This window comes from Pedobacter riviphilus (genome assembly GCF_014692875.1).
Lineage (GTDB): Bacteria > Bacteroidota > Bacteroidia > Sphingobacteriales > Sphingobacteriaceae > Pedobacter > Pedobacter riviphilus.
The window spans coordinates 915,862-937,498 of record NZ_CP061171.1; the positions used below are offsets into that span (position 1 = coordinate 915,862).

A 21,637-nucleotide genomic window follows, 5' to 3' on the forward strand; every position below is an offset into this window, starting at 1 on the left:
CATGGGCAGAACATTAGTAATAGGTGATATTCATGGGGGATTAAAAGGTTTAGTTCAGTTATTCGAGCGTGCAGAAGTAACAAAAGATGACAAACTGATTTTTCTTGGCGATTATGTGGATGGATGGAGTGAATCGGCACAGGTAATCAATTACCTGATGCAATTGGAAGAAAACCAGCAATGCATTTTTATCAAAGGAAATCACGATGCGTGGTGTATCGACTGGTTGGAAAAAGGTATTGTTGATGATGTTTGGTTTGTTCATGGCGGCAAATTAACCATCGAAAGTTATAAAAACATGCCTGATCTAGTGAAGCAAAAACATCTAAATTTCTTTGAACGCATGAAAGATTACTACGTTGATGAGCATAACAACCTCTTTATTCACGCTGGTTTTTCTTCTATGCACGGTCCTGAAAAAGAACATTATTCTTCCAATTATTCGTGGGATAGAACGCTTTGGGAAATGGCCCTGACTATGGATAAGAGGATCAAAAAAGATTCGGTACTTTATCCTAAACGTTTATTGCTCTACCATGAAATCTATATCGGCCATACCCCAACGCTCTATTATAATATGAACGTGCCCATGCAGGGTTGTAATGTCTGGAATATCGATACCGGCGCTGCATTTACCGGAAAATTAACCTGTTTGGATATCGAAACCAAGGATTTTTGGCAAAGCGATACTTTACAAAGCCTGTATCCAAACGAAAAAGGAAGAAATTAAAACATGAAAGACATTGAATATAAAAAAGGTGATGCAACCAATCCATTCGGTGAGGAAAATAAGATAATTGTTCACATATGTAATGACATAGGTGGATGGGGAAAGGGATTTGTACTGGCTATTTCGAAAAGATGGAAAGCTCCCGAAAGCAAATATAGAACCTGGTATCAATCAAAAGATAATTTCAATCTTGGTGAGGTTCAGTTCGTACGAGTTGAACAAGATTTATGGGTAGCTAATTTAATTGGCCAACATAAAATAATTAAAGATGAAAATGGCAACGCTCCAATAAGGTATGATGCCGTTGAAGGTGGCTTAAGAAAGGTTGCAGATTTTGCAAGAGATATTAGTGCTTCCGTGCACATGCCAAGAATAGGATGTGGATTAGCAGGAGGGAAATGGGAAATAATTGAGTCAATTATTAAAGAAACGATTTCAAAGAAAGATATTAATACAATAGTTTACGATTTTTAAAAGATAGACACTATGAATCCATTATTATTAACAGACGGTTATAAAGTTGACCACCGTAGACAGTACCCAGAAAATACCACATTAGTTTATTCTAACTGGACGCCAAGAAAAAGCAGACTCGAAAATGTAGATTATGTGGTGCTTTTTGGCTTGCAGTATTTTATCAAAAAATACATCATTGAAGATTTTAACCAGAATTTCTTTAAACAGCCAAAAGAAGAAATTTTAAAGAAATATGCACGCAGGATCAATAATTACCTGGGAGAAAATTTTGTAGGTATACAACATATAGCTGATTTACACGATCTGGGTTATATTCCAATGGTTTTTAAATCATTACCAGAAGGTGCTGAAGTGCCTCTGCGCGTACCTATGTTTACCATGTACAATACAAAGTCGGAATTTTTCTGGTTGACCAATTATTTCGAAACCTTACTATCTGCGGTGGTATGGTTGCCATGCAATTCTGCTACGATAGCTAAACAATACCGGGTAATTTTGGATCAGTATGCGGCAGAAACCTCTTCAGTTCCAGAATTTGTAGATTGGCAGGGGCATGATTTCTCTATGCGTGGTATGGGTGGAATAGAAGCTGCGGTAACTTCGGCAGCTGGACATTTATTGAGTTTTACAGGAACAGATACTATTCCAGCCATCGATTTTTTAGAAGAATATTACAACGCAGATTCAGATAAAGAGTTAATCGGCGGGTCGGTAGCGGCTACAGAACACTCGGTAATGTGTATGGGGACCAATACCAGAGAACTCGAAACCTTTAAACGTTTGATTTTAGAAGTTTACCCGAAAGGAATTGTATCTATCGTTTCTGATACTTGGGATTTATGGAAAGTACTAACGGAATATCTACCTGTTTTAAAAGACGATATTATTTCCCGTCCAGGTAAAGTAGTAATCAGGCCAGATTCTGGAGATCCGGTTGATATTATCTGCGGAAATCCAAATGGTAAAAACGAAAATGAGAAAAAGGGTGTAATTGAGTTGCTTTGGGATGTTTTCGGTGGGAAAACCAACGATAAAGGATTTAAAGAACTGGTACCGCAGATTGGTGCTATTTATGGAGATAGCATTACTACCGAAAGAGCTAAACAGATCTGCGAGCGACTAAAGGCTAAAGGTTTTGCCTCTACCAATGTTGTATTTGGTATCGGTTCATTCACATATCAATATAATACACGCGATACTTTTGGTTTTGCGATGAAAGCCACTTATGGAGAAGTAGACGGTACCGGTCGCGAGATATTTAAAGATCCAATTACCGACGATGGCACAAAGAAATCAGCAAAAGGCTTATTGAAGATTTTTAAAAATGCGGAAGGCAAATACGAACTGAAAGATCAATGCAGCTGGGAAGAAGAAGCACAGGGCGAATTGAAAGAAGTTTTCAGAGATGGAAAGTTATTGATTGATTATTCTCTCGCCGAAATTAGAGAAAGGCTAAAGAATAGTTAACTTCGCCAAGTTTTTGGAGTGGTATCATTAATATAGAGTTGTCATTCTGAGTTTGTCGGAGGAGCATAACAATGCATTTCGACAGGCTCAATGTGGCAGATTTAGATTGATATACATCATTTAATGAAAGATACAATGCAGAACACCCCCACATTTAACCATCAGGCTGATATCGTAAATGGTGCCATTAGATTTATAAGCGCATGGTTTAAACAATCGAAGGCTATTACCGATGAACTGAATGATTTTTTTATTCTCCCAGGTAATAAAGTTATTGGTAAGGATGTTATTATTGGTCGGTTAAAAGGTATTTTCGGTCGGTCTGATGAATATGTAGGCGGTAGATACGATATTATAGATGTTAATTTTGAATTAATGAACGAGGGTAAGGGCATGGGCTTTGTTGAAGGGGTTGCAGGTTATAGAGATGTTATTCAAAAACAATCGAAAATAGTAAGCGGGCCTTTTAAACTGTACTTTGCATTGCACAATGATGGCTGGAAAATTGTAAATATCGAATTTCCGGGCTTTAGTTATTAAAACGACTTTATTACAATAGTAGTTCGCCACTTTCCATAATTTTTCTATCTTTGGTTTTTAATGAATTTCCTTTATCCGGGCTTTCTTTTTGCACTAATATCGGTTGCTATCCCGGTTATCATTCATTTATTTAATTTCAGGAAGTTTAAAAAGGTTTATTTCTCTAATGTTCAGCTTTTAAAAGAAGTAGAACAACAAAACTCTTCTAAAGAAAAACTTAAAAACCTGCTTATTCTGTTGTCGCGGATTTTGGCGATCATCTTTTTGGCGCTGGCATTTGCTCAACCCTACATTCCTGCTAACAACCAAAAAAGTACTGCTTTAAAAAATATAGTCAGCATTTATATCGATAATTCTTACAGTATGGAAGCCATTAATAAAGATGGCAACCTACTCGATGAAGCCAAGCGGAGGGCAAAAGAACTGGTTAAAGGTTTTGGTATCAACGACCGTTTTCAGCTTTTAACTAACGATTTCGAAGGCAAACATCAACGTTTGTTAAACGAAGAAGCGTTTTTGAAAGCATTAGAAGATGTTAAAATATCGGCTTCAAACCGAAACCTTCAACAGGTACTAAACAGGCAAGGCAATGTTTTAACAGGTTCCGGAAATAATAAATATAGCTTTTTGATCTCCGATTTTCAAAAAAATAGCTCGTCCACAAAAAAACTCGAAACCAAAGCCGATATTCAGTATTCATTTTTGAAATTGAATGCCAATACTTTGCCCAATGTGGCCGTTGATAGTGTTTGGATGCTTTCTCCAAATCATCAGCCCGGTGCTAATGAACGTTTAGTGGTACAACTAAAAAATTATTCAGAAGAAGAAGCAAAGAATATTCCGTTAAAATTAAGCATCAACAACCAGCAAAAAGGATTGGGAGCTGTAACTATCCCTGCAGGTAAAACAGTTAAGGATACCCTGAATTTCTCAGGACTTAATGCAGGTTGGCAAAAAGGTATTGTGAGCATTAAAGATTTTCCGGTAACATTTGACGATACACTGTCGTTCAGTTTTAAAGTTGATGAAAGTTTTCCGGTTTTAAGTATTAATGGTGCTAATGCAGGGAATTACATTAAAGCGTTGTTTGCTGCCGATAGCTACTACAAGCTTGCAGAAAATGCAGAAAGCAATGTGAACTACAGTAATTTTGCCAATTACGGTTTAATTGTATTGAATGGATTGAAAAATCCTTCAACAGGATTGGCACAACAGTTAAAAAACTATCTGAATGCAGGTGGTACAGTGGTACTTTTTCCTGATTTGGATGCCAATATTCAAACTTATAATTCATTTTTAAGCGGATTGTCGCTTCCTATCGTTCAAGCTTTAAATACAACAGCAAATAAAGTTGACCAGATTGATTTGCAAAACCCCATTTTCAGGACAGTTTTTGAGGAAATCCCCAAAAATCTGGATTTGCCAACTGTTTCCCGTTATTATTCTTTTGTAGAGAAAAATAGCTCCAACAAAGAAGATATTATGTTGCTGCCTGGTAGAAAGCCCTTTTTCTCCAAATATGGGGTTGGGAACGGCCAGGTTTATTTATCAGCTTCTGGATTAAATACCAGTGATGGAAATCTGGCACGTCATCCGGTTTTTGTGCCGTTAATTTATCGCTTGGCCCTGAGTGGGGGAAATGAAGTGCCTTTATATTATAATATTGGCAATGACAATATATTGGCCAGTAAAAAAATCAGCTTGGGTAAAAACCAGAGCTTAAAAATCACAGCCGATCATTTTGAAGCGATTCCTGAAATACGCCAATCAGATGGGAAAACGCTGATTTACATCGCCGATCAGATAAAAAATGCAGGCTTTTATAACCTAAAACTTGCAGATTCGCTGCTCGCTGTTTATAGTTTTAACAATGGCAGAACAGAATCTGATATGCACTATCTAAGCAAAACAGAACTTGAACAATTAGCAGATAAAAGTAATCTTAAGATATTTGATACTGATAAAGATGCCGTTAAATTAATTGCCGGCGGCAATAAAATCGGGCAAACTTTATGGAAACTTTGCCTAATTTTGTCGCTGATTTTTATCGCAGCAGAAATTTTGCTCATCCGATTTTTTAACAACACAAAAAAAACAATATGAATCTCCTGGTTAAAAATGTAACCATTACCGATCCGCAAAGTAAATTTAACAATCAACAATGTGATATCAGGGTAGAAAATGGTAAAATTAAAAACATAGGTAAATTAACTGCCGATAAAAGCGAAACCATTTTTGATGCTCAGGGTGCTTTTTTAACGCCGGGCTTTTTCGATTTAAACTGCGCTGCCGGCGACCCCGGTTTCGAAACTAAGGAAGATATTCAAACATTAACCGCAACCGCAAAAGCTGGTGGTTTTACCGGATTAGCTTTATTGCCGCAAACCAATCCGGTTGTACAGTCAAAATCGCAAGTAGAATACATTATCAATAAGGCCAAAAACAATTTGGTTGATGTTTTGCCAGTTGGTGCTATTAGCCAGAATCGCGAAGCAAAAGAACTTGCCGAACTGTTCGATATGCAACAGGCCGGGGCAATAGCTTTTTCTGATGGAGATAGGGCCTTGCAGGATGATGGTTTTATGAGCCGTGCGTTACAATATGCAAAAGGCTTCGATGCACTATTAATGGTTTATCCCGAAAATAAATCTATCGCAGGTAAATCTCAGATCAACGAGAGCAAAAACTCTGTGCTTTTGGGTATGAAAGGCTTACCTGCATTGGCTGAAGAAATGCACATTGCCCGCGATATCTTTCTGGCTTCTTACAATGAAACCAAAATCCACATCAGCAATATTTCAACTGCAGGGGCTGTCGCTTTAATCCGTAAGGCAAAGAAAGATGGTGTTCAGGTTTCATGTGATGTAACGGCACATCACCTGGTGTTTACAGAAGAACTTTTAAGCGATTTTGATAGTAATTATAAGGTTAAACCACCATTGCGCGCAAAAGCTGATGTAAAAGCGCTAATTGCTGGTTTAAAAGATGGAACCATCGATGCCATTACTTCTCAGCATCGCCCAGAGGAAATCGAATTTAAAAATGTAGAGTTCGAGATTGCCCACTACGGCATTATTGCTTTGCAAACTGTATTGCCATTGTTACTAAAAGCCGGGCTGGATATTGCTTTAATTGCAGAGAAGTTGGCTATTAATCCACGTAAATTGTTAAATTTAACTGTTCCGGTAATGGAAGAAGGCGCCGAAGCCAACTTTACGGTATTAAATACAACAGAAAAATGGATGTATAATGCAGCTAGTAACCATTCAAGATCGGCAAACAGTCCGTTATTGGGTACTGAACTTACCGGCAAAGTAAAACTGGTTTATAATAATAATCAGTACTGGGAGAGTTAGTTAAAAATAACTTATGACATATAGATGCTGAAATAAATTCAGCATGACGGATCGATGTAATGATCTTAAAATCCTATAATCTTAAAAATCTTAATCCTATGGATAATAGAGTAAAAAAAGCGCTAAATGCCACCATCAATAAATATGCAGAGGTTTCGGCTATTAATGTCGAAGGTTTCGAAACAGAATTACTGGCTGCTTTTGAGCTTGATGTTAACTTTTTAGATAAAGCTGAGGCTTTTGATGCCGTTTTCGATAGTTATCCGAAATTTGAAGAACTGCGTGAAATATTTTTCGATTTATTAATGGTGAATTTCTTTAGCAGTGATGTGCAGAAATTGGAAGACGATTATTTGGAAAGTGAAGAATGGGCAAATATTGAAGAAGAAACTATTGATAGGGGAACCGAACTCTTAAATCTTTTGCTTTACATTAAAGAGTGTAAGGATGAAGATTTAGATCCGGAATTGGGTGATTTCCTGAAAGAATTCTTACTGGTAGAAGACGATGAGTTCCAGGATGAGTTTGAAATTTATGAAGAACTGATCAGCAATCAGCAGCTGGCTGAAAGCAGCGTAGAGGATATCTGCAAAGCAGCAGGTAAGTTAAACATCAGCGAAGAGATGCAGGAACTGTTTGTACCGTTTATGGTTTTCTTCCTGGATGTAGAAGGAAGTAAAGAAACTGAAAAAGAATTAATTCAGTTTAGCAGTAACAAAGCTTTCGATGCGGCATCTTATACATTGATCACAACAATCAATAACTAACTAAAATTTAAAAAAAATGGACAAGAGTGCTCTTATTTCCAAACTGGCTTTAAAAAATGGATTAATGCTGGCTGCAGTTTCAATCATTTTATCATTAACGCTACATTTTATTGATCCTGTATTAATTTACACCAGCTTTGTGGCGCAGATAGCGATATTTGTTTTGTTTATTGCTTTATTGGTAGTGGTAGGGATTAACATTCGTAAAGAAATTGGTGGTTTTTGGACATTTGGAGAAGCTTTTAAAGCTTTTTTAATTGTTTCATTAATCCTGGCACTAACTGCGACACTTTACAATGTTGTACTGATGAAAATTATCGATCCTGATCTTCCGGCCAAAGCTGCAGCTGCCATCGAAACAGCACAAAGGGCGATGATGGAGAAATTCGGAATGGCTAGCGAACAAATTGATGAAGCTATGGCAAAAGCAGGTAATATGCGGGAAAAACTTGAGCCAACTTTTAAAAATATATTTACCAGTTTTGGTGTTTCACTTGCATTGTATGGAGTGCTTTCGCTAATATTGGCTGCCATTTTAAAAAGAAAAGAACCAGTTACATTTAACTCTTTTCCGAAAGAAGACTAATTTCCTTTATAAAATTTTGAACGTGCAGGTTTTATCATTTAATTTGATGAAATTTGCACGTTTTTAATAATGCGTCATTGCGAACGAAGCATAGGAAATGCGTAGGGGTGTGGCAATCTTATAATAGATTGTTCCGTCGTTCCTTCACGCAATGACGATAATACTCAAAAATGGATATATCAGTTGTAGTACCCTTATTTAATGAAGATGAATCTTTGCCAGAATTAACGGCATGGATTGATAAAGTGATGATTGCCAATGATTTCAGCTATGAAATTATTTTGGTTGATGATGGTAGTACCGATAGATCCTGGGAGGTGATTGAAGAATTAAGATCTCAAAACCCTGCCATAAAAGGGATCAAATTCAGAAGGAACTATGGTAAATCTGCAGCCTTGAACGTTGGTTTCGAAGCCACGCAAGGCCACGTAGTGATTACGATGGATGCCGATTTACAGGATAGTCCGGATGAAATCCCTGAATTGTACCGACGCATTCAGGAAGAAAAGCTTGATATTATTTCGGGCTGGAAAAAGAAGCGTTACGATCCTATTACAAAAACGATACCTACTAAACTTTTTAATGCCGCCACCCGCAAAATGAGCGGTATAGAACTGAACGATTTTAACTGTGGCTTAAAAGCTTACCGTAGCGATGTGATTAAAACCATAGAGGTTTACGGCGAGATGCACCGTTACATCCCCGTAATTGCCAAATGGGCCGGATTTAGTAAAATAGCTGAGCAAGTGGTAGAACACCGTGCGCGCAAATATGGCACCACAAAATTTGGTTTCAGCAGGTTTATAAATGGTTTTTTAGATTTACTCTCCATTTTCTTTGTTGGAAAATTTGGAAAACGCCCGATGCACTTTTTTGGTTCGTTAGGGGTTTTAAGTTTCTTTTTAGGAATTGTAATGTCGCTTTATGTACTCATAGAAAAACAAATCCTAATCTGGAAAGGTTTGGCTTACCGAGATGTAACCGATCAACCATTGTTTTATTTATCACTGGTTGCTATTATAGTGGGGTCGCAAATGTTTTTAGCAGGCTTTATTGCCGAACTTTTATCGCGTAATGCACCTGAAAGAAATCAATATTTAATCGAAAAAGAACTTAAATAAGCCGAAAGACTAAAGCTTGAAGCAAAAAGAGCTTTGGTCTTTAGTCTTTCCGCTTTCAGCTTCAAGACATGTTTTTCTCCATCATCATTCCACTTTATAATCGTCCTCAAGAAATTGACGAACTTTTAAATACCTTGACCAAGCAGACTTATTTACAGTTTGAGGTTTTGGTTATTGAAGATGGTTCGAAAAACGATGCAAATGCAATTGTTGCCTCTTATGCAGATAAACTGGATATCAAATATTACTTCAAGGAAAATGCGGGACAAGGTTTTGCCCGTAATTTTGGTTTTGAAAGGGCTAAGGGAGATTATTTTATCATTTTTGATTCAGATATTCTCGTTCCGGCCGATTATCTTGAAATTGTTAAAAACTATCTATATGAACATCATTTAGATGCTTATGGAGGTCCGGATGCGGCACACGATAGTTTTACACCGGTACAAAAAGCAATCAGCTATGCCATGACTTCGCCTTTTACTACCGGTGGGATCCGCGGGAACAAACAACATGTTGGGCAATTTCACCCACGCAGTTTTAATATGGGCGTTTCACGTCAGGCCTGGGAGAAGGTAGGCGGCTTTATCTTAACCCGGTTGGGAGAGGATATAGAATACAGTATCCGTATTCATGAAAACGGTTTTAAGATCGGCTTAATTCCAGAGGCTAAGGTTTACCATAAACGCCGTACAAGCTTCAGCCAGTTTTACAAACAGTTGCACTTTTTTGGAAGGGCCAGGATCAATATTTACAAACATTTCCCAAAAGAATTAAAACCTGTGCACTTTTTTCCTGCCTTGTTCACATTGGGGGTTGGCTTTACTATTTTATGTAACTTTATATATCCTCCATTGGCATATGTTTGTAACTTCTTCTTATTGATTTACTTTATGTTGATATTTTTTCATTCATGGTCTGTAAATAAATCGTTAAAAGTTGCATTTTTGAGCATTATATCTTCATTTATCCAATTAACCGCCTACGGTTTAGGATTTATGCAGGATTTATTTAAACGTGTGGTATTCAAACAACAATGATAAATTATCTAAAAGAAAGTACGTTCGCCGTTAACGATGTAATGCAAAAAGCATGGGGCATTACCAAAAAGCACTATTTCTCGATTGCTACATTATGTTTTTTAATGTTTATCACCGCTAGTGCATCAAGCTTAATGGCCTTTTTTATTAAAGATGTGAGCAAAGCTCTAAGCGTTATCATGGTGATTATTTTTGTTTTGCTTTATTTTACCATTAATCTTTCGCTGTTTAAATATATTTTCCATTTAATGGACGATGAAGAAAGTGATGTAAAAATTGTTGATACGCTTCCAACCAGGCAACAGATTATTAGGTTCCTGATAGCTACTCTTTATTTTGTAGGTTGCATCCTTGGTGTTTATTTAGTTGTAATCTTGGTTGCTTTTCCTTTTATCTATACCGGAATTAATGTCAAAATTGTAAAAAACGTAGCCATCTCTGTGGGCATTATTGCCATTTTTATCACCTGGTTAAGGATCTCATTTTTTCCATTCTTTATTATTGATAAAGGTGCAACGCCATTCGATTCGATCAAATTGAGTTTGGCCACTACTAAAGGAAATTTTACTAAGATTTTGTTGTTATTGGTTGTTTTAGGAGGTGGATATCTAATTTATCTGCTTTTAAACTACCTACAATGGCCGTTAATTGCTTTTATTGTAAACATTTTAAGCTCATTTATCATTGTTCCGCTTTCCAGCGTAGCTTTAACCGTTGCATACCGCAAAATTTCGAGCGAATATAAAGGAGACGAGCATCCGGATATTTTACATAATATCGTTTAAGCCTCGATATTTGCCATTAAGTTATTCCAAATTCAATCATTAAACATGGGATTAAAAGCAGCATTAAGTAAACCCTTTGCAGCATTTGCAGTTTGGCAGATTAACAAATGGAAAAATAATGCTGTAAATGCTCAGCATAATATCTTGAAAAAGCTGATTGACGAGGCTAAAAATACTGCTTTTGGGAAAGACCATCATTTTGCCGACATTAAAACTTATGCTGATTTTAAAAAGCATGTTCCAGTTCAGGATTACGAAGGCTTAAAGCCCTATGTAGATCGTGTTGTAGCAGGCGAAGCCAACGTACTTTGGAAGGGTAAGCCTCTTTATTTTGCCAAGACATCAGGCACCACTTCGGGCGTAAAATATATTCCACTTTCTAAAGAATCGATGCCCGAGCACATAAAAGCTGCACGAAACGCCATTTTAACATATATTAATGAGACAGGTAAGGCCGGTTTTGTAAATGGAAAGATGATCTTTCTGCAAGGGAGTCCGGTTTTGAGTGTAAAACATGGGATCAATGTGGGGCGTTTATCGGGTATTGTGGCTCACCACGTTCCAGCTTATCTGCAAAAGAACCGATTGCCTTCTTACGAAACCAATATCATCGAAGATTGGGAACAAAAAGTTGATGCCATTGTTAAGGAGACCATCAATGAAAACATGACCTTGATTTCAGGTATTCCACCTTGGGTACAAATGTATTTCGATAAACTTTCAGAGCAATCAGGTGGGAAGAAAATCGCTGAAATATTCAAGAATTTTAGCCTGTTTATTTATGGTGGTGTAAATTTCGAGCCTTATAGAGCAAAAATTGAGCAAAGCATCGGGAAAAAAATTGACGCCATTGAAACTTATCCAGCTTCAGAAGGATTTATTGCTTATCAGGATTCGCAAAAAGATAAAGGTTTATTGTTATTGGCTGATGCTGGTATTTTCTACGAATTTGTTCCGGCCGATGAATATTATAATGATAATCCAACGAGATTATCACTTGGCGAGGTTGAACTAGATACCAACTATGCATTGATTTTGAATACCAATGCCGGTTTATGGGGATACAGTATTGGCGATACCGTTAAGTTTGTTTCGAAAAACCCTTACAAAATCGTGGTAACGGGACGAATAAAACATTTCATTTCTGCCTTCGGCGAACACGTAATAGGAGAAGAGGTAGAACAGGCAATTTTGAGTGTGGCCAATGAAGAACAAGTAGAAATTACAGAATTTACAGTAGCACCTCAGGTTAATCCGGAGGCTGGCCAATTGCCTTACCACGAATGGTTTGTAGAATTTTCGTCTGCTCCGAAAGATATGGCTGCGTTTAGTAAAAAGGTTGATAAGGCTTTGCAAAAGAAAAATATTTATTACTTTGACCTGATTGAAGGAAATATCCTTCAGCCATTGATTATACGTACTTTGCAAAAAGATGCTTTTGTAAATTATATGAAAAGTGAAGGGAAACTGGGCGGGCAGAACAAAGTGCCACGTTTAAGCAATGATAGGAAACTGGCTGATGGATTGGAGAGGTATATTGTTTAATAAGATTGCTTCAGCTCGCTCAGGCCCAGCTTCGCAATGACGGAGCTATAATTAGGAGTGAACAAAAAATGCTTAATTAAATTTTAAGCATCACGATATTAAAAACGATTTGAAAAGAATAACCATATTAGGTTCTACAGGAAGTATAGGTACACAAGCGCTAGAGGTTGTCAGGGATCATCCTGAAATATTCAAAGTGGCTGTATTATCTGCATTAAAGAACTCAGAGTTGCTTATCCAGCAGGCGAGAGAGTTTAAACCTGATGCAGTAGTAATCTGTGATGAAAGCAAGTACAACGAAGTTAAGGATGCTTTGTTTGGACTTGATATTAGCGTTTTAGCCGGAGAGGCTGCTTTATCAGAAGTTGCTGCTTATAACGATAGCGATGTGGTATTAACGGCATTAATGGGCTCCGTAGGATTAAGACCTACCATTGCTGCCATAAAAGCAGGGAAAAATATTGCTTTAGCCAACAAAGAAACTTTGGTGGTTGCAGGCGAATTGATTACACAATTGGCAACTGAACACCAGGTTAAAATTTTACCGGTTGATTCGGAGCATTCGGCCATATTTCAATGTTTGGTTGGTGAGGAGCAAAATGAGATTGAGAAAATTTATTTAACGGCATCCGGCGGACCATTCTTAGGCAAAACAAAAGATTTCTTATCAACAGTAAAAAAAGAGCAGGCTTTAAAACACCCCAATTGGGTAATGGGCGCAAAAATCACCATCGATTCTGCATCTCTGATGAATAAAGGTTTAGAGGTAATTGAAGCGAAGTGGTTGTTTAACCTCAATGTAGATCAGATTGATGTCATCGTGCATCCACAATCTATTATTCACTCCATCGTTCAGTTTACCGATGGATCTATGAAAGCACAGATGGGTGTTCCGGATATGAAACTGCCTATTCAGTATGCCTTAAATTATCCCGATAGGCTAAAAAACAATTTTAAGCGTTTTAACTTCTTGGAATATCCAAACTTTAACTTCTTGAAAGCAGATATGGAAACCTTCAGGAATTTGGATCTGGCATTTACTTCATTGCGAAAAGGAGGCAATATGCCCTGTATTTTAAATGCGGCGAATGAAATTGTTGTAGCGGCATTTTTGAAAGATAAAATTGGTTTCCTGCAAATGAGCGAAGTAATTGAGCAATGTATGGAGGAGGTTCGCTTTGTTGAAAAGCCACAATTGAGTGATTATTTAGAAACTGACAAACATAGCCGTATCTTAGCCGGCGAATTAGTAACAAAAAGTATAGTTTAACATCTAATATAAAAATTTTATAAGCGAATATGAATGGATTGATTATGGCGGGGCAGCTGCTGCTCGGATTGTCTTTATTGGTAATATTACACGAATTAGGGCATTTCTTGGCAGCCAGAGCATTTGGTATTAAAGTAGAAAAGTTTTATTTATTTTTTGATGCATGGGGGTTCAAACTTTTTAGCTTCAAAAAAGGCGATGTTGAATATGGAGTGGGCTGGTTGCCACTTGGCGGTTATGTAAAAATTGCCGGAATGATTGATGAGAGTATGGATACTGAGCAAATGGCTCAGCCTGCACAACCTTGGGAATTCCGTTCTAAACCGGCCTGGCAGCGTTTAATCGTAATGCTAGGCGGCATTATCGTAAATGTAATTGTAGGTATTATCATTTTTTGGATGCTTACATTCACATACGGACAAAATTACACCGTTAACGACAAATTAACCGATGGTATTGCTGTGGGAAATATCGGTAAAGAAATCGGGCTGAAGAACGGTGATCGGATTTTAGCAGTGAATGGTAGTAAGCTGATCAAATTCGAAGATGTTATCTCTAGCAAGGTATTATTTGATGGCGCTCAATTAACCATTTTAAGGAATAATAAAACCTTATATATTTCGGTTCCAGATACCATTTTGAATAAAATATCGAAAAACGATAAAGAGAATTTTATTGCGCCCCGTGTTAAGATGGCCAGCATTAAAATGGTAATTGCTCCGGATAAAAACGGGGATAAGCCATCATTTTTTGATCGTATTGCAGGTTTATTTGGGAAAAAATGGGAAAAGCCTGTTTATCCTGCTTATGTGGCTGGAATTAAGCCTGGCGACAGTGTTTTAACCGTAAATAATAAAGCAATTACTTTTTACGACGAATTTGTTAGTGAGGTTTCAGGTAATAAAAATAAAACAATTACTATTTCTGCACTTAGGAATGGTAAGCCGATCACTTTTACGCCAAAAGTTGCAGATAATGGCACAATCGGTGTAGCTGCTAATTCTAAAGAACTTCCAAGCGCGCACGTAGATTTTGGCTTTATACAATCACTTCCAGTTGGAGCAACCATGGCGTGGAGCACTTTTGTAGATAATGCAAAAGGTATTGGGAAGATGATAACCGGGAAGTTAAGTGCGCGTAATATCAGCAGTCCGATTGGAATTGCCAAGGTATATGGAAGCACTTTCGATTGGGTTAAATTCTGGACTTTAACGGGGTTAATTTCGATGGCATTGGCATTTATGAATTTATTGCCTATTCCAGGCTTAGATGGAGGCCATGTGGTGTTTCTTTTAATTGAGATGGTACAACGTAAGCCTGTAAGTGAAAAAGTGCTTGAGAAGGCACAAATTGTTGGCTTTGTAATCTTGATCTGTTTAATGGTGTTTGCTTTTGGTAATGATATTCTAAAATCTTTCGGTAAGTAAAACCAAATTTATATAATTGCCGCAGATGCGCAGATTTGACGAGTCAATCTGAACATCCGCGGCTTTTTAATTTTTATACATCATGAGCGAAGCGAAACCAGCGACCAATTATTTCGATTTTTACGGGTTACCGATCCAGTTTAATCCAGATCAAAATGTGGTTAAAACAAAATTTTATGCATTTAGTAAGCAGTTTCATCCCGATTTTTATGCCAATGAAAGCGAAGAGAAGCAACAAGAAGTGCTCGATCTGTCGACATTGAACAACAAGGCCTATCAAACATTAAGCAATGCTAAAAAACGCTTAAAATACGTGCTCGAATTAAAAGGGATTGTAGAAACTGATGAAGCCTACCAACTGCCACAATCTTTTTTGATGGAAATGATGGATGTAAATGAGGCCTTAATGGATTTGGAATTTGAGCCAGATATTGAAAAATTACTTCAAGTAAATAGTGATGTAGATTCGATTGAAAAACAATTGAATGATGAGTTAAGCGAACTGGTTAAAAAATTTGATGAAAATCCATCAGAATCTGATCAAACATTACCTTTGATTAAAGATATTTTTTATAGGCAAAAATACATTAGCAGAATAAGAGAGCGTTTACCCAAGCAATAAGAAATAGGAAATGAAAAATGAATGGTGAAATAAGTTCTTTGCACTAACGTATAACATTCCATTCCGATCATCATCCTGAATTTATTTCAGATCTTGCATTGCATTTTTCTGTGACAAAAAATATGAACACCCAATTGTAAAATCATTTTTTAGTTTTTGATAGGCAGAAGCTTTATTCTACTTTCGGAAAAAACAATCGCATCAATGAATAGTTCTCTTTCAATTTTTCGCAAAGTGGCTGTGGCAGAAGGTATATCCTATCTGCTTTTATTATTTGTAGCTATGCCGTTAAAATATTTTGCCAACATGCCGCTATATGTAAAGTATACCGGCTGGGCACATGGTTTGTTATTTGTACTCTATGCCGCTACTTTAGTGCTGGCCTGGCAGGAACAAAAATGGAAATTTGGCAAAACAGTCCTTATTTTTGTGGCTTCTCTACTACCTTTTGCCCCTTTTATTGTAGATAGGAAGCTGAAAGATGAACGGCCTGAAAATGCAAGCAACAAACTATAAGCCAGTTGCAGGTTATTTTAAAATATTTTTTGCATTTCAAGTTTCATTATCTACATTTGCAACCCCGTCCAACAAGAATGCCCGGATGGCGGAATTGGTAGACGCGCTGGTCTCAAACACCTGTGGGAAACCGTGCCGGTTCGACTCCGGCTCCGGGTACTTAAGGAAACAACTCTAATCGGTTGTTTCCTTTTTTTTTTATGTTCTAAATCGCTGTTTATCAGATAAAAAAATCGGTGTTTTAAGGGGATTTTGATTGAAGATGAGCCGGAGATGGCTTTAGGTGCAAATTTCAGTGGTTCGATTTTTCCTTAGGGATATGTTGTTTTTGATTTGCTCTGATATGCCTAATCACAAAAAAACTGAAAAAACTATCTTAATATCTTTATATAAAAATAACGATTTTTCTTTGTATGATCTTGTATTGCGATCCGCGAAAAAGACTTATCCCTTTTGCATATTGAACAGTTTTATGAACAATGGGATAAGACCTAGCGAGACCATCATAAATATTGCTACCCTAAGGTAGTTGAGGGTTTGCCATAGCGAAACCCTTTTAGTTAGGTCTTTTGCTAAGCCAGGCGCATTCGCTATTTTTTGAAAGTCGATGATATTAGGAGCGAAGTATGAAAGTGTCCAAACGCGGACCATAAAATGGATGGCGAACAAAACAAGGAGCCAATTTCTTACCGGATCAATTTTCCAGCAAAAGATAATCGCAAGAATAAATGTAAGCTCATGCAATGAATGAAAAACTATCCAGAACACTTTTAGACTTGTTCCTTGGCCATCAGACAGCAACTTAAAATTATCTGGAGGGGAGGAAACCCATTTGGGAACAAAAACCAATGTTTCAAAAATCTGTGCCCCATTCATTAAAAAGTAGATCAATGTAGTAACACAAACCCATATCTCAGCACGATGCAGGTAACCTGTTGTTATATTTTCCATTTTAGTCATTTTTTTCATTATTTAATTTATCAGCCGTTTCCTTCATTATAGACGAAGCCTCCGTAAAGTAGCGCTGGATAGTTTGTATTTCTTCACTGGTGAAAGTAGAGATCAGCTTTTCTGTCTTCTGTTGTAGTTCTGTGAAAAAAGGCTGTAACAATTTCAGACTATTTTCTACATGAGGAATGATCAGGACCTTTCGCCTGTCCAGCTTGGTAGACTGTCTTTTTAACAATTTCTTTTTTTCCAATCGGTCTATCAGGCCTGTAACTGCCCCTGTGGTTAACCCCGTTAGTTTTGAAAGTTCCCCAGCTGTAAGCTCCTTATACTGAAGGATAATACCTAAGTATTTATGGTCTGCACCTGAGAGCCCTGCTTTTCTGGCAATAGCTTCATGCATAAATATAGATCTATCTGAGTATTCCCTGCTTGCCCTTCTGAAGAGCTGCAACGTATCGTTATCAATTTTTAATCTCATTATCTAAATATCTTAGTTACAAAGATAAATTAATAAACAGAAAAAGCAATAGCGTACTTTGGGAAAAAACTTCAGATCAAGTGTATGGCTTGAAGACAGTAAGCGTTGGACAATCATCTAGTAGCTGTTTTTTGGATGTGTGCAGGGGCTGGAGCGGAAATATAATGATATGGAGTACCGAGACATGGAAAAAACATTTAGGATGGATGGTTGTTTAAATTAAAAAAGTAAATTGGATGGGTCTTTTCTATGGATATAATTCTCAACAATTATGATAAAATCAACTCATCTTCCTGACTTCTTCACCCTGCAATCCATTTTCGAAGGCATTCAAGATGCGATATATTGTCATGACCTTGAATTCAGAATAACCAATTGGAGTCCTGCCGCAGAACGCATGTTCGGCTATACTGTACCAGAGGTATTGGGCCAATCTGTTTTTCTACTGATTCCAGAAGACAAGTATTCGGAGAAGGAAAAGATCATGAAGGAGGTTTTAAACAATAAGCGTATCAGCCAGTACAAAACCATTCGTCTCACCCGCTCAGGCAAGCAGATCCCTGTTGCCTTATCCATTTCGCCAATCAAAAACGAAGACGGACAAATTATTGGCACGTCGCAAATTGTCCATGATGTTTCCTTTGAGCAATTGGCCGAGGAAAAACAATCTAGGCTTGCTGCTATTATAGAAAGTTCTGAAGACGCCATTATCAGTAAGACTCTTGATGGAATTATTACGACATGGAATAAAGGAGCAGAGCATATTTTTGGCTATACGGAAGAAGAGGCTGTCGGCCGCCCGATTACCATATTGCTCCCTGCTGATCGTTTGGGTGAAGAAGAAACCATAATTGCAAGCTTGCGGCGAGGAGAAAAGGTAGACCACATACAGACCATTAGAAAAACAAAAGATGGACGCCTGGTAAATATTTCACTAACCGTATCGCCTATTAAAAACCGTGATGGAGTTGTTATTGGGGCATCCAAGGTTGCCCGTAATATTACCGCTCAAAAGGAGTCCGAAATGTTAATCGCCAAGCACATGGAACGCCTGGAACTGTTGAATGCTGTGGGCAGGAGCATTAACGAATCTTTGGACCTTCAGCAGATATTACAGCAGGTAACTGATGCGACTACAAAGCTTACCGATGCAGAATTTGGGGCGTTCTTTTATAATCAAGTCAACCAGGAAGGGGAGTCTTATTGGTTGTATACCATATCAGGCGCTCCAAGGGAGGCTTTTGCCAACTTCCCAATGCCACGTAATACCGATGTATTTCACCCAACTTTCAGCGGAGAAGGGGTGGTACGCTCGGATGATATCACCCAGGATTCTCGCTATGGTAAAAATGCGCCATATTATGGAAAACCTTCGGGACATTTACCTGTGATCAGCTATCTGGCAGTTCCAGTTAAAACTAAATCAGGTGAGGTGATAGGCGGGCTGTTTTTCGGCCATCAGGATAAGGCAATTTTTAAAGAAGAGCATGAGGAACTTGTCCTTACAGTAGCCTCCCAAGCCGCTATTGCTATAGAAAATTCCAGGCTTTTTAAAGAGGTGCAGGAACTAAGTGCTAAAAAAGACGAATTCATTGCAATGGCTTCTCATGAACTAAAAACACCGATGACTTCTCTTTTCGGTTTTTTGCAATTGGCCCATCGTAGCGCAGGTGAAAGTGCTGCAAAAAACCTCCTCGAAAAGGCGATCAGACAATTAGAGAAAATGACCGTTCTGGTTAGTGATCTTTTTGATATCTCAAAAATCCAGTCGGGGAAACTACAACTCAATATAGAATACCTTAACCTGGCCATACTGATCAGGGAAATGAAAGAATCTTTTTTGCAAGCTCATCCAGACCATATTTTAACTATTGAAATGCCGGAACAAAGTTTCGTTAACGCTGATCGGATGCGCCTTGAACAGGTAATGACGAATTTACTGAACAATGCTGTTAAATACGCACCTGCTGCAAAGACAATCGAATTAAAGGTTCAACATCAGGATAAAGAGATACTTACTTCAATTAAGGATTTTGGCCCCGGTATTAGCGAAGAAAACCAGCGCCATATATTCAGCCAGTTTTACCAGGCGAAGGAAAGTAAGGATGGTTCGGCAGGATTAGGCTTGGGTCTTTTTATATCGAAAGATATCATTGAGCGCCATGGTGGCCGGATTTGGGTTGAAAGTGAGCCCGGTAACGGTGCTACCTTTAAATTTTCTTTACCATTGGCACAAAAACATTAGCGCTTAAAATAAATAGGGTGTCCTTTTGCGACACCCTATTTAGAAATTAAACCGGAATAACAGAAGCAAGTGTTATTTTACAATGTTAGTTATGCAAATCAATATGTACTGTCTAATTCCAATCATTATTGATATCCTTGCCAACATTTGGATTTGCGTTCTTTTCAGATAAGGGAATAGGCAATAACACATTTTTTTCTAAAAAAGGTTGCGTGCCATCTTCAACCTGTCTTTGCGAATTAATCGTCTGCCTTGCGATGCCCCAGCGGATCAGATCAAAATAACGGGATTGTTCTCCGGTTAGTTCTAATTGTCTTTCGCGCATAAGTATGGCCATTGCCTGAGACTGGCTTCCCAAACTGATATATAGCGGCGCATTAACACTTGGCCTGCTACGCACTTGGTTAATCAGTGCCAATGGCTGCGAGCCGGTATTACCCTGTTGTATATAAGCCTCGGCAAGCATAAGTAACACATCAGCATAACGGATTACCTGCCCGTTAATGCCACTTTGTGGACCACCATAACTTGCTACCTTATTATAGTACTCATACTTTAAGTATTTGTAACCTGCTGTTGCATAAGGAAATGCTACTGGCCCAGTTGAGCATTGCTGGCAATATTGAGTTTGTCCCCCGCTTGCTGCGTCTCCATAAAAAGTATAAGCCGCGCGTGGATCAACATAAACACCATTAGTTTGTGGGTTAGTGTAGGTAAAAGCTTTAACAGCCGTAGTGGTAATAAACACATTATTCCAATCGTTAAAACCATATTCCTGAGCACGGGCAGAGTGGCTTGCTTTCCCACCCCATGTTTCTTGACCGCCAAATGGGGCATACTGGTTACCGATACCCCAATCGGTCCAGGCCTGGTTCATTACCTGGAAAATGGTCTCCGGATTGCTGGCGGAATTATTCTGATTGGGATCATCAAACAGGTTATTGTATACAGGAGCCAGTGCATAGTTATACGGAGCCTGGGTCAGTTTGCTCAATTCAGTAACAGCATCTCCCCATTTTTTTTCGTAAAGGTATGATTTACCAAGCAATGCAACCGCAGCACCCCGGGTAGTACGCCCAAAATTGGCTGCCGCATATGAAATAGGAAGGTCAGTCTGTGCGTCTTTTAAATCCTGTTCAATAAAAGCCCATACATCTGCTACAGCGGCACGGGGCAGGTTAATTTCTTCTGGTGTTGGCAGCGGGATATATGCTTTGCGTAAAGGTACACGTCCGTACAGATTAACCAGATTGAAGTAGGCATAAGCTCTCAAAAATTTAGCCTCGGCAATATATTGCTTTTGATTAGCCTGTTCGGTTGCATTGGCGGGCGCCCATGCCTGGGCGCGGTTAATTACAACGTTCGACCGCATAATTAACCGGTACAGCGAAGACCACATAGACTCTAGCTGTGGTTGGTTCGGAGCAAAATTATACTGTGCCAGGGCCAATAGGTCACCCTGGAGTGGTTGGGCATTTTTTGCATCATAACCCAGCAAGTCAAAAATATAATACCATTCGCGGGCCCACAAGCCTGAATGCAATAAAGTAGCGTAGCTGGCTATCACAGCCTGATTTATAGCTGCATCACTTGTAAAATAGGTATCGTAAGTGTATGCGCTTTTATTTTGTAAGTCCAAACTTTTCTTACATCCTCCGGTTGCAATTATTAAAACTACAACAATCAGATATTTTATATATTTTTTCATAACGATCTC

The 21,637-nt window shown here is 38.2% G+C and carries 20 protein-coding genes and 1 tRNA gene; 18 read left to right on the forward strand and 3 right to left on the reverse strand.

All coding sequences use genetic code 11. The features are described from left to right. Window position 1 precedes the first annotated feature (1 nt). The 17 genes from H9N25_RS03875 to H9N25_RS03955 all read left to right on the forward strand — a co-directional run bounded on the left by H9N25_RS03875 (window position 2) and on the right by H9N25_RS03955 (window position 16,405). A complete protein-coding gene (locus H9N25_RS03875; RefSeq protein ID WP_190328008.1) occupies window positions 2–730 on the forward strand; it encodes a metallophosphoesterase family protein in 729 nt (242 codons plus the stop codon). Window positions 731–733: 3 nt separating this feature from the next. Further along, entirely contained in the window at window positions 734–1,204 is a 471-nt protein-coding gene (locus H9N25_RS03880; protein WP_190328009.1) for a macro domain-containing protein, read from the forward strand. 12 nt (window positions 1,205–1,216) lie between these two features. Then, a complete protein-coding gene (locus H9N25_RS03885; protein ID WP_190328010.1) occupies window positions 1,217–2,674 on the forward strand; it encodes a nicotinate phosphoribosyltransferase in 1,458 nt (485 codons plus the stop codon). Window positions 2,675–2,797: 123 nt separating this feature from the next. Further along, entirely contained in the window at window positions 2,798–3,214 is a 417-nt protein-coding gene (locus tag H9N25_RS03890) for a hypothetical protein (protein ID WP_190328011.1), read from the forward strand. Between the two features lie 60 nt (window positions 3,215–3,274). Continuing rightward, window positions 3,275–5,317: a BatA domain-containing protein gene (locus tag H9N25_RS03895; protein ID WP_190328012.1), complete on the forward strand. Its 2,043-nt coding sequence runs from the start codon at window positions 3,275–3,277 to the stop codon at window positions 5,315–5,317. Then, the gene (locus H9N25_RS03900; RefSeq protein WP_190328013.1) at window positions 5,314–6,570 is read left to right on the forward strand and encodes a dihydroorotase; all 1,257 of its coding nucleotides are present in this window, start codon (window positions 5,314–5,316) and stop codon (window positions 6,568–6,570) included. Before H9N25_RS03895 ends, H9N25_RS03900 begins: the two co-directional genes overlap by 4 nt. Window positions 6,571–6,668: 98 nt before the next feature. Then, on the forward strand, window positions 6,669–7,337 hold the full coding sequence (locus tag H9N25_RS03905) for a hypothetical protein (protein ID WP_190328014.1): 669 nt from the start codon (window positions 6,669–6,671) through the stop codon (window positions 7,335–7,337). Window positions 7,338–7,353: 16 nt separating this feature from the next. Next, window positions 7,354–7,923: a DUF4199 domain-containing protein gene (locus H9N25_RS03910; RefSeq protein ID WP_167293491.1), complete on the forward strand. Its 570-nt coding sequence runs from the start codon at window positions 7,354–7,356 to the stop codon at window positions 7,921–7,923. 170 nt (window positions 7,924–8,093) lie between these two features. Then, window positions 8,094–9,044: a glycosyltransferase family 2 protein gene (locus H9N25_RS03915; RefSeq protein WP_190328015.1), complete on the forward strand. Its 951-nt coding sequence runs from the start codon at window positions 8,094–8,096 to the stop codon at window positions 9,042–9,044. Window positions 9,045–9,112: 68 nt separating this feature from the next. Then, window positions 9,113–10,081 carry a glycosyltransferase gene (locus H9N25_RS03920; protein WP_190328016.1) on the forward strand — a complete coding sequence of 323 codons (969 nt, stop codon included), beginning with the start codon at window positions 9,113–9,115 and terminating at the stop codon, window positions 10,079–10,081. Further along, on the forward strand, window positions 10,078–10,866 hold the full coding sequence (locus H9N25_RS03925) for a hypothetical protein (protein ID WP_167293494.1): 789 nt from the start codon (window positions 10,078–10,080) through the stop codon (window positions 10,864–10,866). Before H9N25_RS03920 ends, H9N25_RS03925 begins: the two co-directional genes overlap by 4 nt. A 45-nt stretch (window positions 10,867–10,911) precedes the next feature. Continuing rightward, entirely contained in the window at window positions 10,912–12,411 is a 1,500-nt protein-coding gene (locus H9N25_RS03930; RefSeq protein WP_190328017.1) for a GH3 auxin-responsive promoter family protein, read from the forward strand. A 109-nt stretch (window positions 12,412–12,520) separates the two neighbouring features. Further along, on the forward strand, window positions 12,521–13,681 hold the full coding sequence (locus H9N25_RS03935; RefSeq protein WP_190328018.1) for a 1-deoxy-D-xylulose-5-phosphate reductoisomerase: 1,161 nt from the start codon (window positions 12,521–12,523) through the stop codon (window positions 13,679–13,681). Between the two features lie 29 nt (window positions 13,682–13,710). After that, the gene (gene rseP / locus H9N25_RS03940) at window positions 13,711–15,108 is read left to right on the forward strand and encodes an RIP metalloprotease RseP (RefSeq protein ID WP_167293496.1); all 1,398 of its coding nucleotides are present in this window, start codon (window positions 13,711–13,713) and stop codon (window positions 15,106–15,108) included. 82 nt (window positions 15,109–15,190) lie between these two features. Beyond that, window positions 15,191–15,730: a Fe-S protein assembly co-chaperone HscB gene (gene hscB / locus H9N25_RS03945; protein WP_167293497.1), complete on the forward strand. Its 540-nt coding sequence runs from the start codon at window positions 15,191–15,193 to the stop codon at window positions 15,728–15,730. A gap of 204 nt (window positions 15,731–15,934) precedes the next feature. Then, the gene (locus tag H9N25_RS03950; protein WP_167293498.1) at window positions 15,935–16,246 is read left to right on the forward strand and encodes a DUF3817 domain-containing protein; all 312 of its coding nucleotides are present in this window, start codon (window positions 15,935–15,937) and stop codon (window positions 16,244–16,246) included. A 79-nt stretch (window positions 16,247–16,325) separates the two neighbouring features. Further along, window positions 16,326–16,405, forward strand: a tRNA-Leu gene (locus tag H9N25_RS03955). A 285-nt stretch (window positions 16,406–16,690) separates the two neighbouring features. On the opposite strand, the gene H9N25_RS03960 is transcribed toward H9N25_RS03955, so the two are convergent. Together H9N25_RS03960 and H9N25_RS03965 are read right to left on the reverse strand one after the other, a co-directional pair. Further along, window positions 16,691–17,197, reverse strand: a complete 507-nt coding sequence (locus H9N25_RS03960; RefSeq protein WP_167293499.1) for a transposase — start codon at window positions 17,195–17,197, stop codon at window positions 16,691–16,693. Window position 17,198: 1 nt separating this feature from the next. Beyond that, window positions 17,199–17,675 (reverse strand): MarR family winged helix-turn-helix transcriptional regulator, encoded by a 477-nt coding sequence (locus H9N25_RS03965; protein WP_167293500.1) that lies wholly within the window; start codon window positions 17,673–17,675, stop codon window positions 17,199–17,201. 271 nt (window positions 17,676–17,946) lie between these two features. On the opposite strand from H9N25_RS03965, the gene H9N25_RS03970 reads away from it, so the two are divergent. Continuing rightward, window positions 17,947–19,920 carry a sensor histidine kinase gene (locus H9N25_RS03970; protein WP_167293501.1) on the forward strand — a complete coding sequence of 658 codons (1,974 nt, stop codon included), beginning with the start codon at window positions 17,947–17,949 and terminating at the stop codon, window positions 19,918–19,920. A gap of 112 nt (window positions 19,921–20,032) precedes the next feature. On the opposite strand, the gene H9N25_RS03975 is transcribed toward H9N25_RS03970, so the two are convergent. Continuing rightward, complete coding sequence (locus H9N25_RS03975) at window positions 20,033–21,628, reverse strand: RagB/SusD family nutrient uptake outer membrane protein (RefSeq protein WP_190328019.1); 1,596 nt, start codon at window positions 21,626–21,628, stop codon at window positions 20,033–20,035. Window positions 21,629–21,637 lie beyond the last annotated feature (9 nt).

Excerpts from the sequence above, each read along its gene's own strand:
- H9N25_RS03930 (WP_190328017.1), top strand. The coding sequence starts at position 10,912 with ATGGGATTAAAAGCAGCATTAAGTAAACCCTTTGCAGCATTTGCAGTT.
- H9N25_RS03905 (WP_190328014.1), top strand. The coding sequence starts at position 6,669 with ATGGATAATAGAGTAAAAAAAGCGCTAAATGCCACCATCAATAAATAT.
- H9N25_RS03890 (WP_190328011.1), top strand. The coding sequence starts at position 2,798 with ATGAAAGATACAATGCAGAACACCCCCACATTTAACCATCAGGCTGAT.
- H9N25_RS03875 (WP_190328008.1), top strand. The coding sequence starts at position 2 with ATGGGCAGAACATTAGTAATAGGTGATATTCATGGGGGATTAAAAGGT.
- rseP (WP_167293496.1), top strand. The coding sequence starts at position 13,711 with ATGAATGGATTGATTATGGCGGGGCAGCTGCTGCTCGGATTGTCTTTA.
- H9N25_RS03910 (WP_167293491.1), top strand. The coding sequence starts at position 7,354 with ATGGACAAGAGTGCTCTTATTTCCAAACTGGCTTTAAAAAATGGATTA.
- H9N25_RS03880 (WP_190328009.1), top strand. The coding sequence starts at position 734 with ATGAAAGACATTGAATATAAAAAAGGTGATGCAACCAATCCATTCGGT.
- H9N25_RS03975 (WP_190328019.1), bottom strand. The coding sequence starts at position 21,628 with ATGAAAAAATATATAAAATATCTGATTGTTGTAGTTTTAATAATTGCA.
- H9N25_RS03970 (WP_167293501.1), top strand. The coding sequence starts at position 17,947 with ATGATAAAATCAACTCATCTTCCTGACTTCTTCACCCTGCAATCCATT.
- H9N25_RS03885 (WP_190328010.1), top strand. The coding sequence starts at position 1,217 with ATGAATCCATTATTATTAACAGACGGTTATAAAGTTGACCACCGTAGA.
- H9N25_RS03895 (WP_190328012.1), top strand. The coding sequence starts at position 3,275 with ATGAATTTCCTTTATCCGGGCTTTCTTTTTGCACTAATATCGGTTGCT.
- H9N25_RS03925 (WP_167293494.1), top strand. The coding sequence starts at position 10,078 with ATGATAAATTATCTAAAAGAAAGTACGTTCGCCGTTAACGATGTAATG.
- H9N25_RS03920 (WP_190328016.1), top strand. The coding sequence starts at position 9,113 with ATGTTTTTCTCCATCATCATTCCACTTTATAATCGTCCTCAAGAAATT.
- H9N25_RS03950 (WP_167293498.1), top strand. The coding sequence starts at position 15,935 with ATGAATAGTTCTCTTTCAATTTTTCGCAAAGTGGCTGTGGCAGAAGGT.
- H9N25_RS03965 (WP_167293500.1), bottom strand. The coding sequence starts at position 17,675 with ATGAGATTAAAAATTGATAACGATACGTTGCAGCTCTTCAGAAGGGCA.
- H9N25_RS03915 (WP_190328015.1), top strand. The coding sequence starts at position 8,094 with ATGGATATATCAGTTGTAGTACCCTTATTTAATGAAGATGAATCTTTG.
- H9N25_RS03960 (WP_167293499.1), bottom strand. The coding sequence starts at position 17,197 with ATGGAAAATATAACAACAGGTTACCTGCATCGTGCTGAGATATGGGTT.
- hscB (WP_167293497.1), top strand. The coding sequence starts at position 15,191 with ATGAGCGAAGCGAAACCAGCGACCAATTATTTCGATTTTTACGGGTTA.
- H9N25_RS03900 (WP_190328013.1), top strand. The coding sequence starts at position 5,314 with ATGAATCTCCTGGTTAAAAATGTAACCATTACCGATCCGCAAAGTAAA.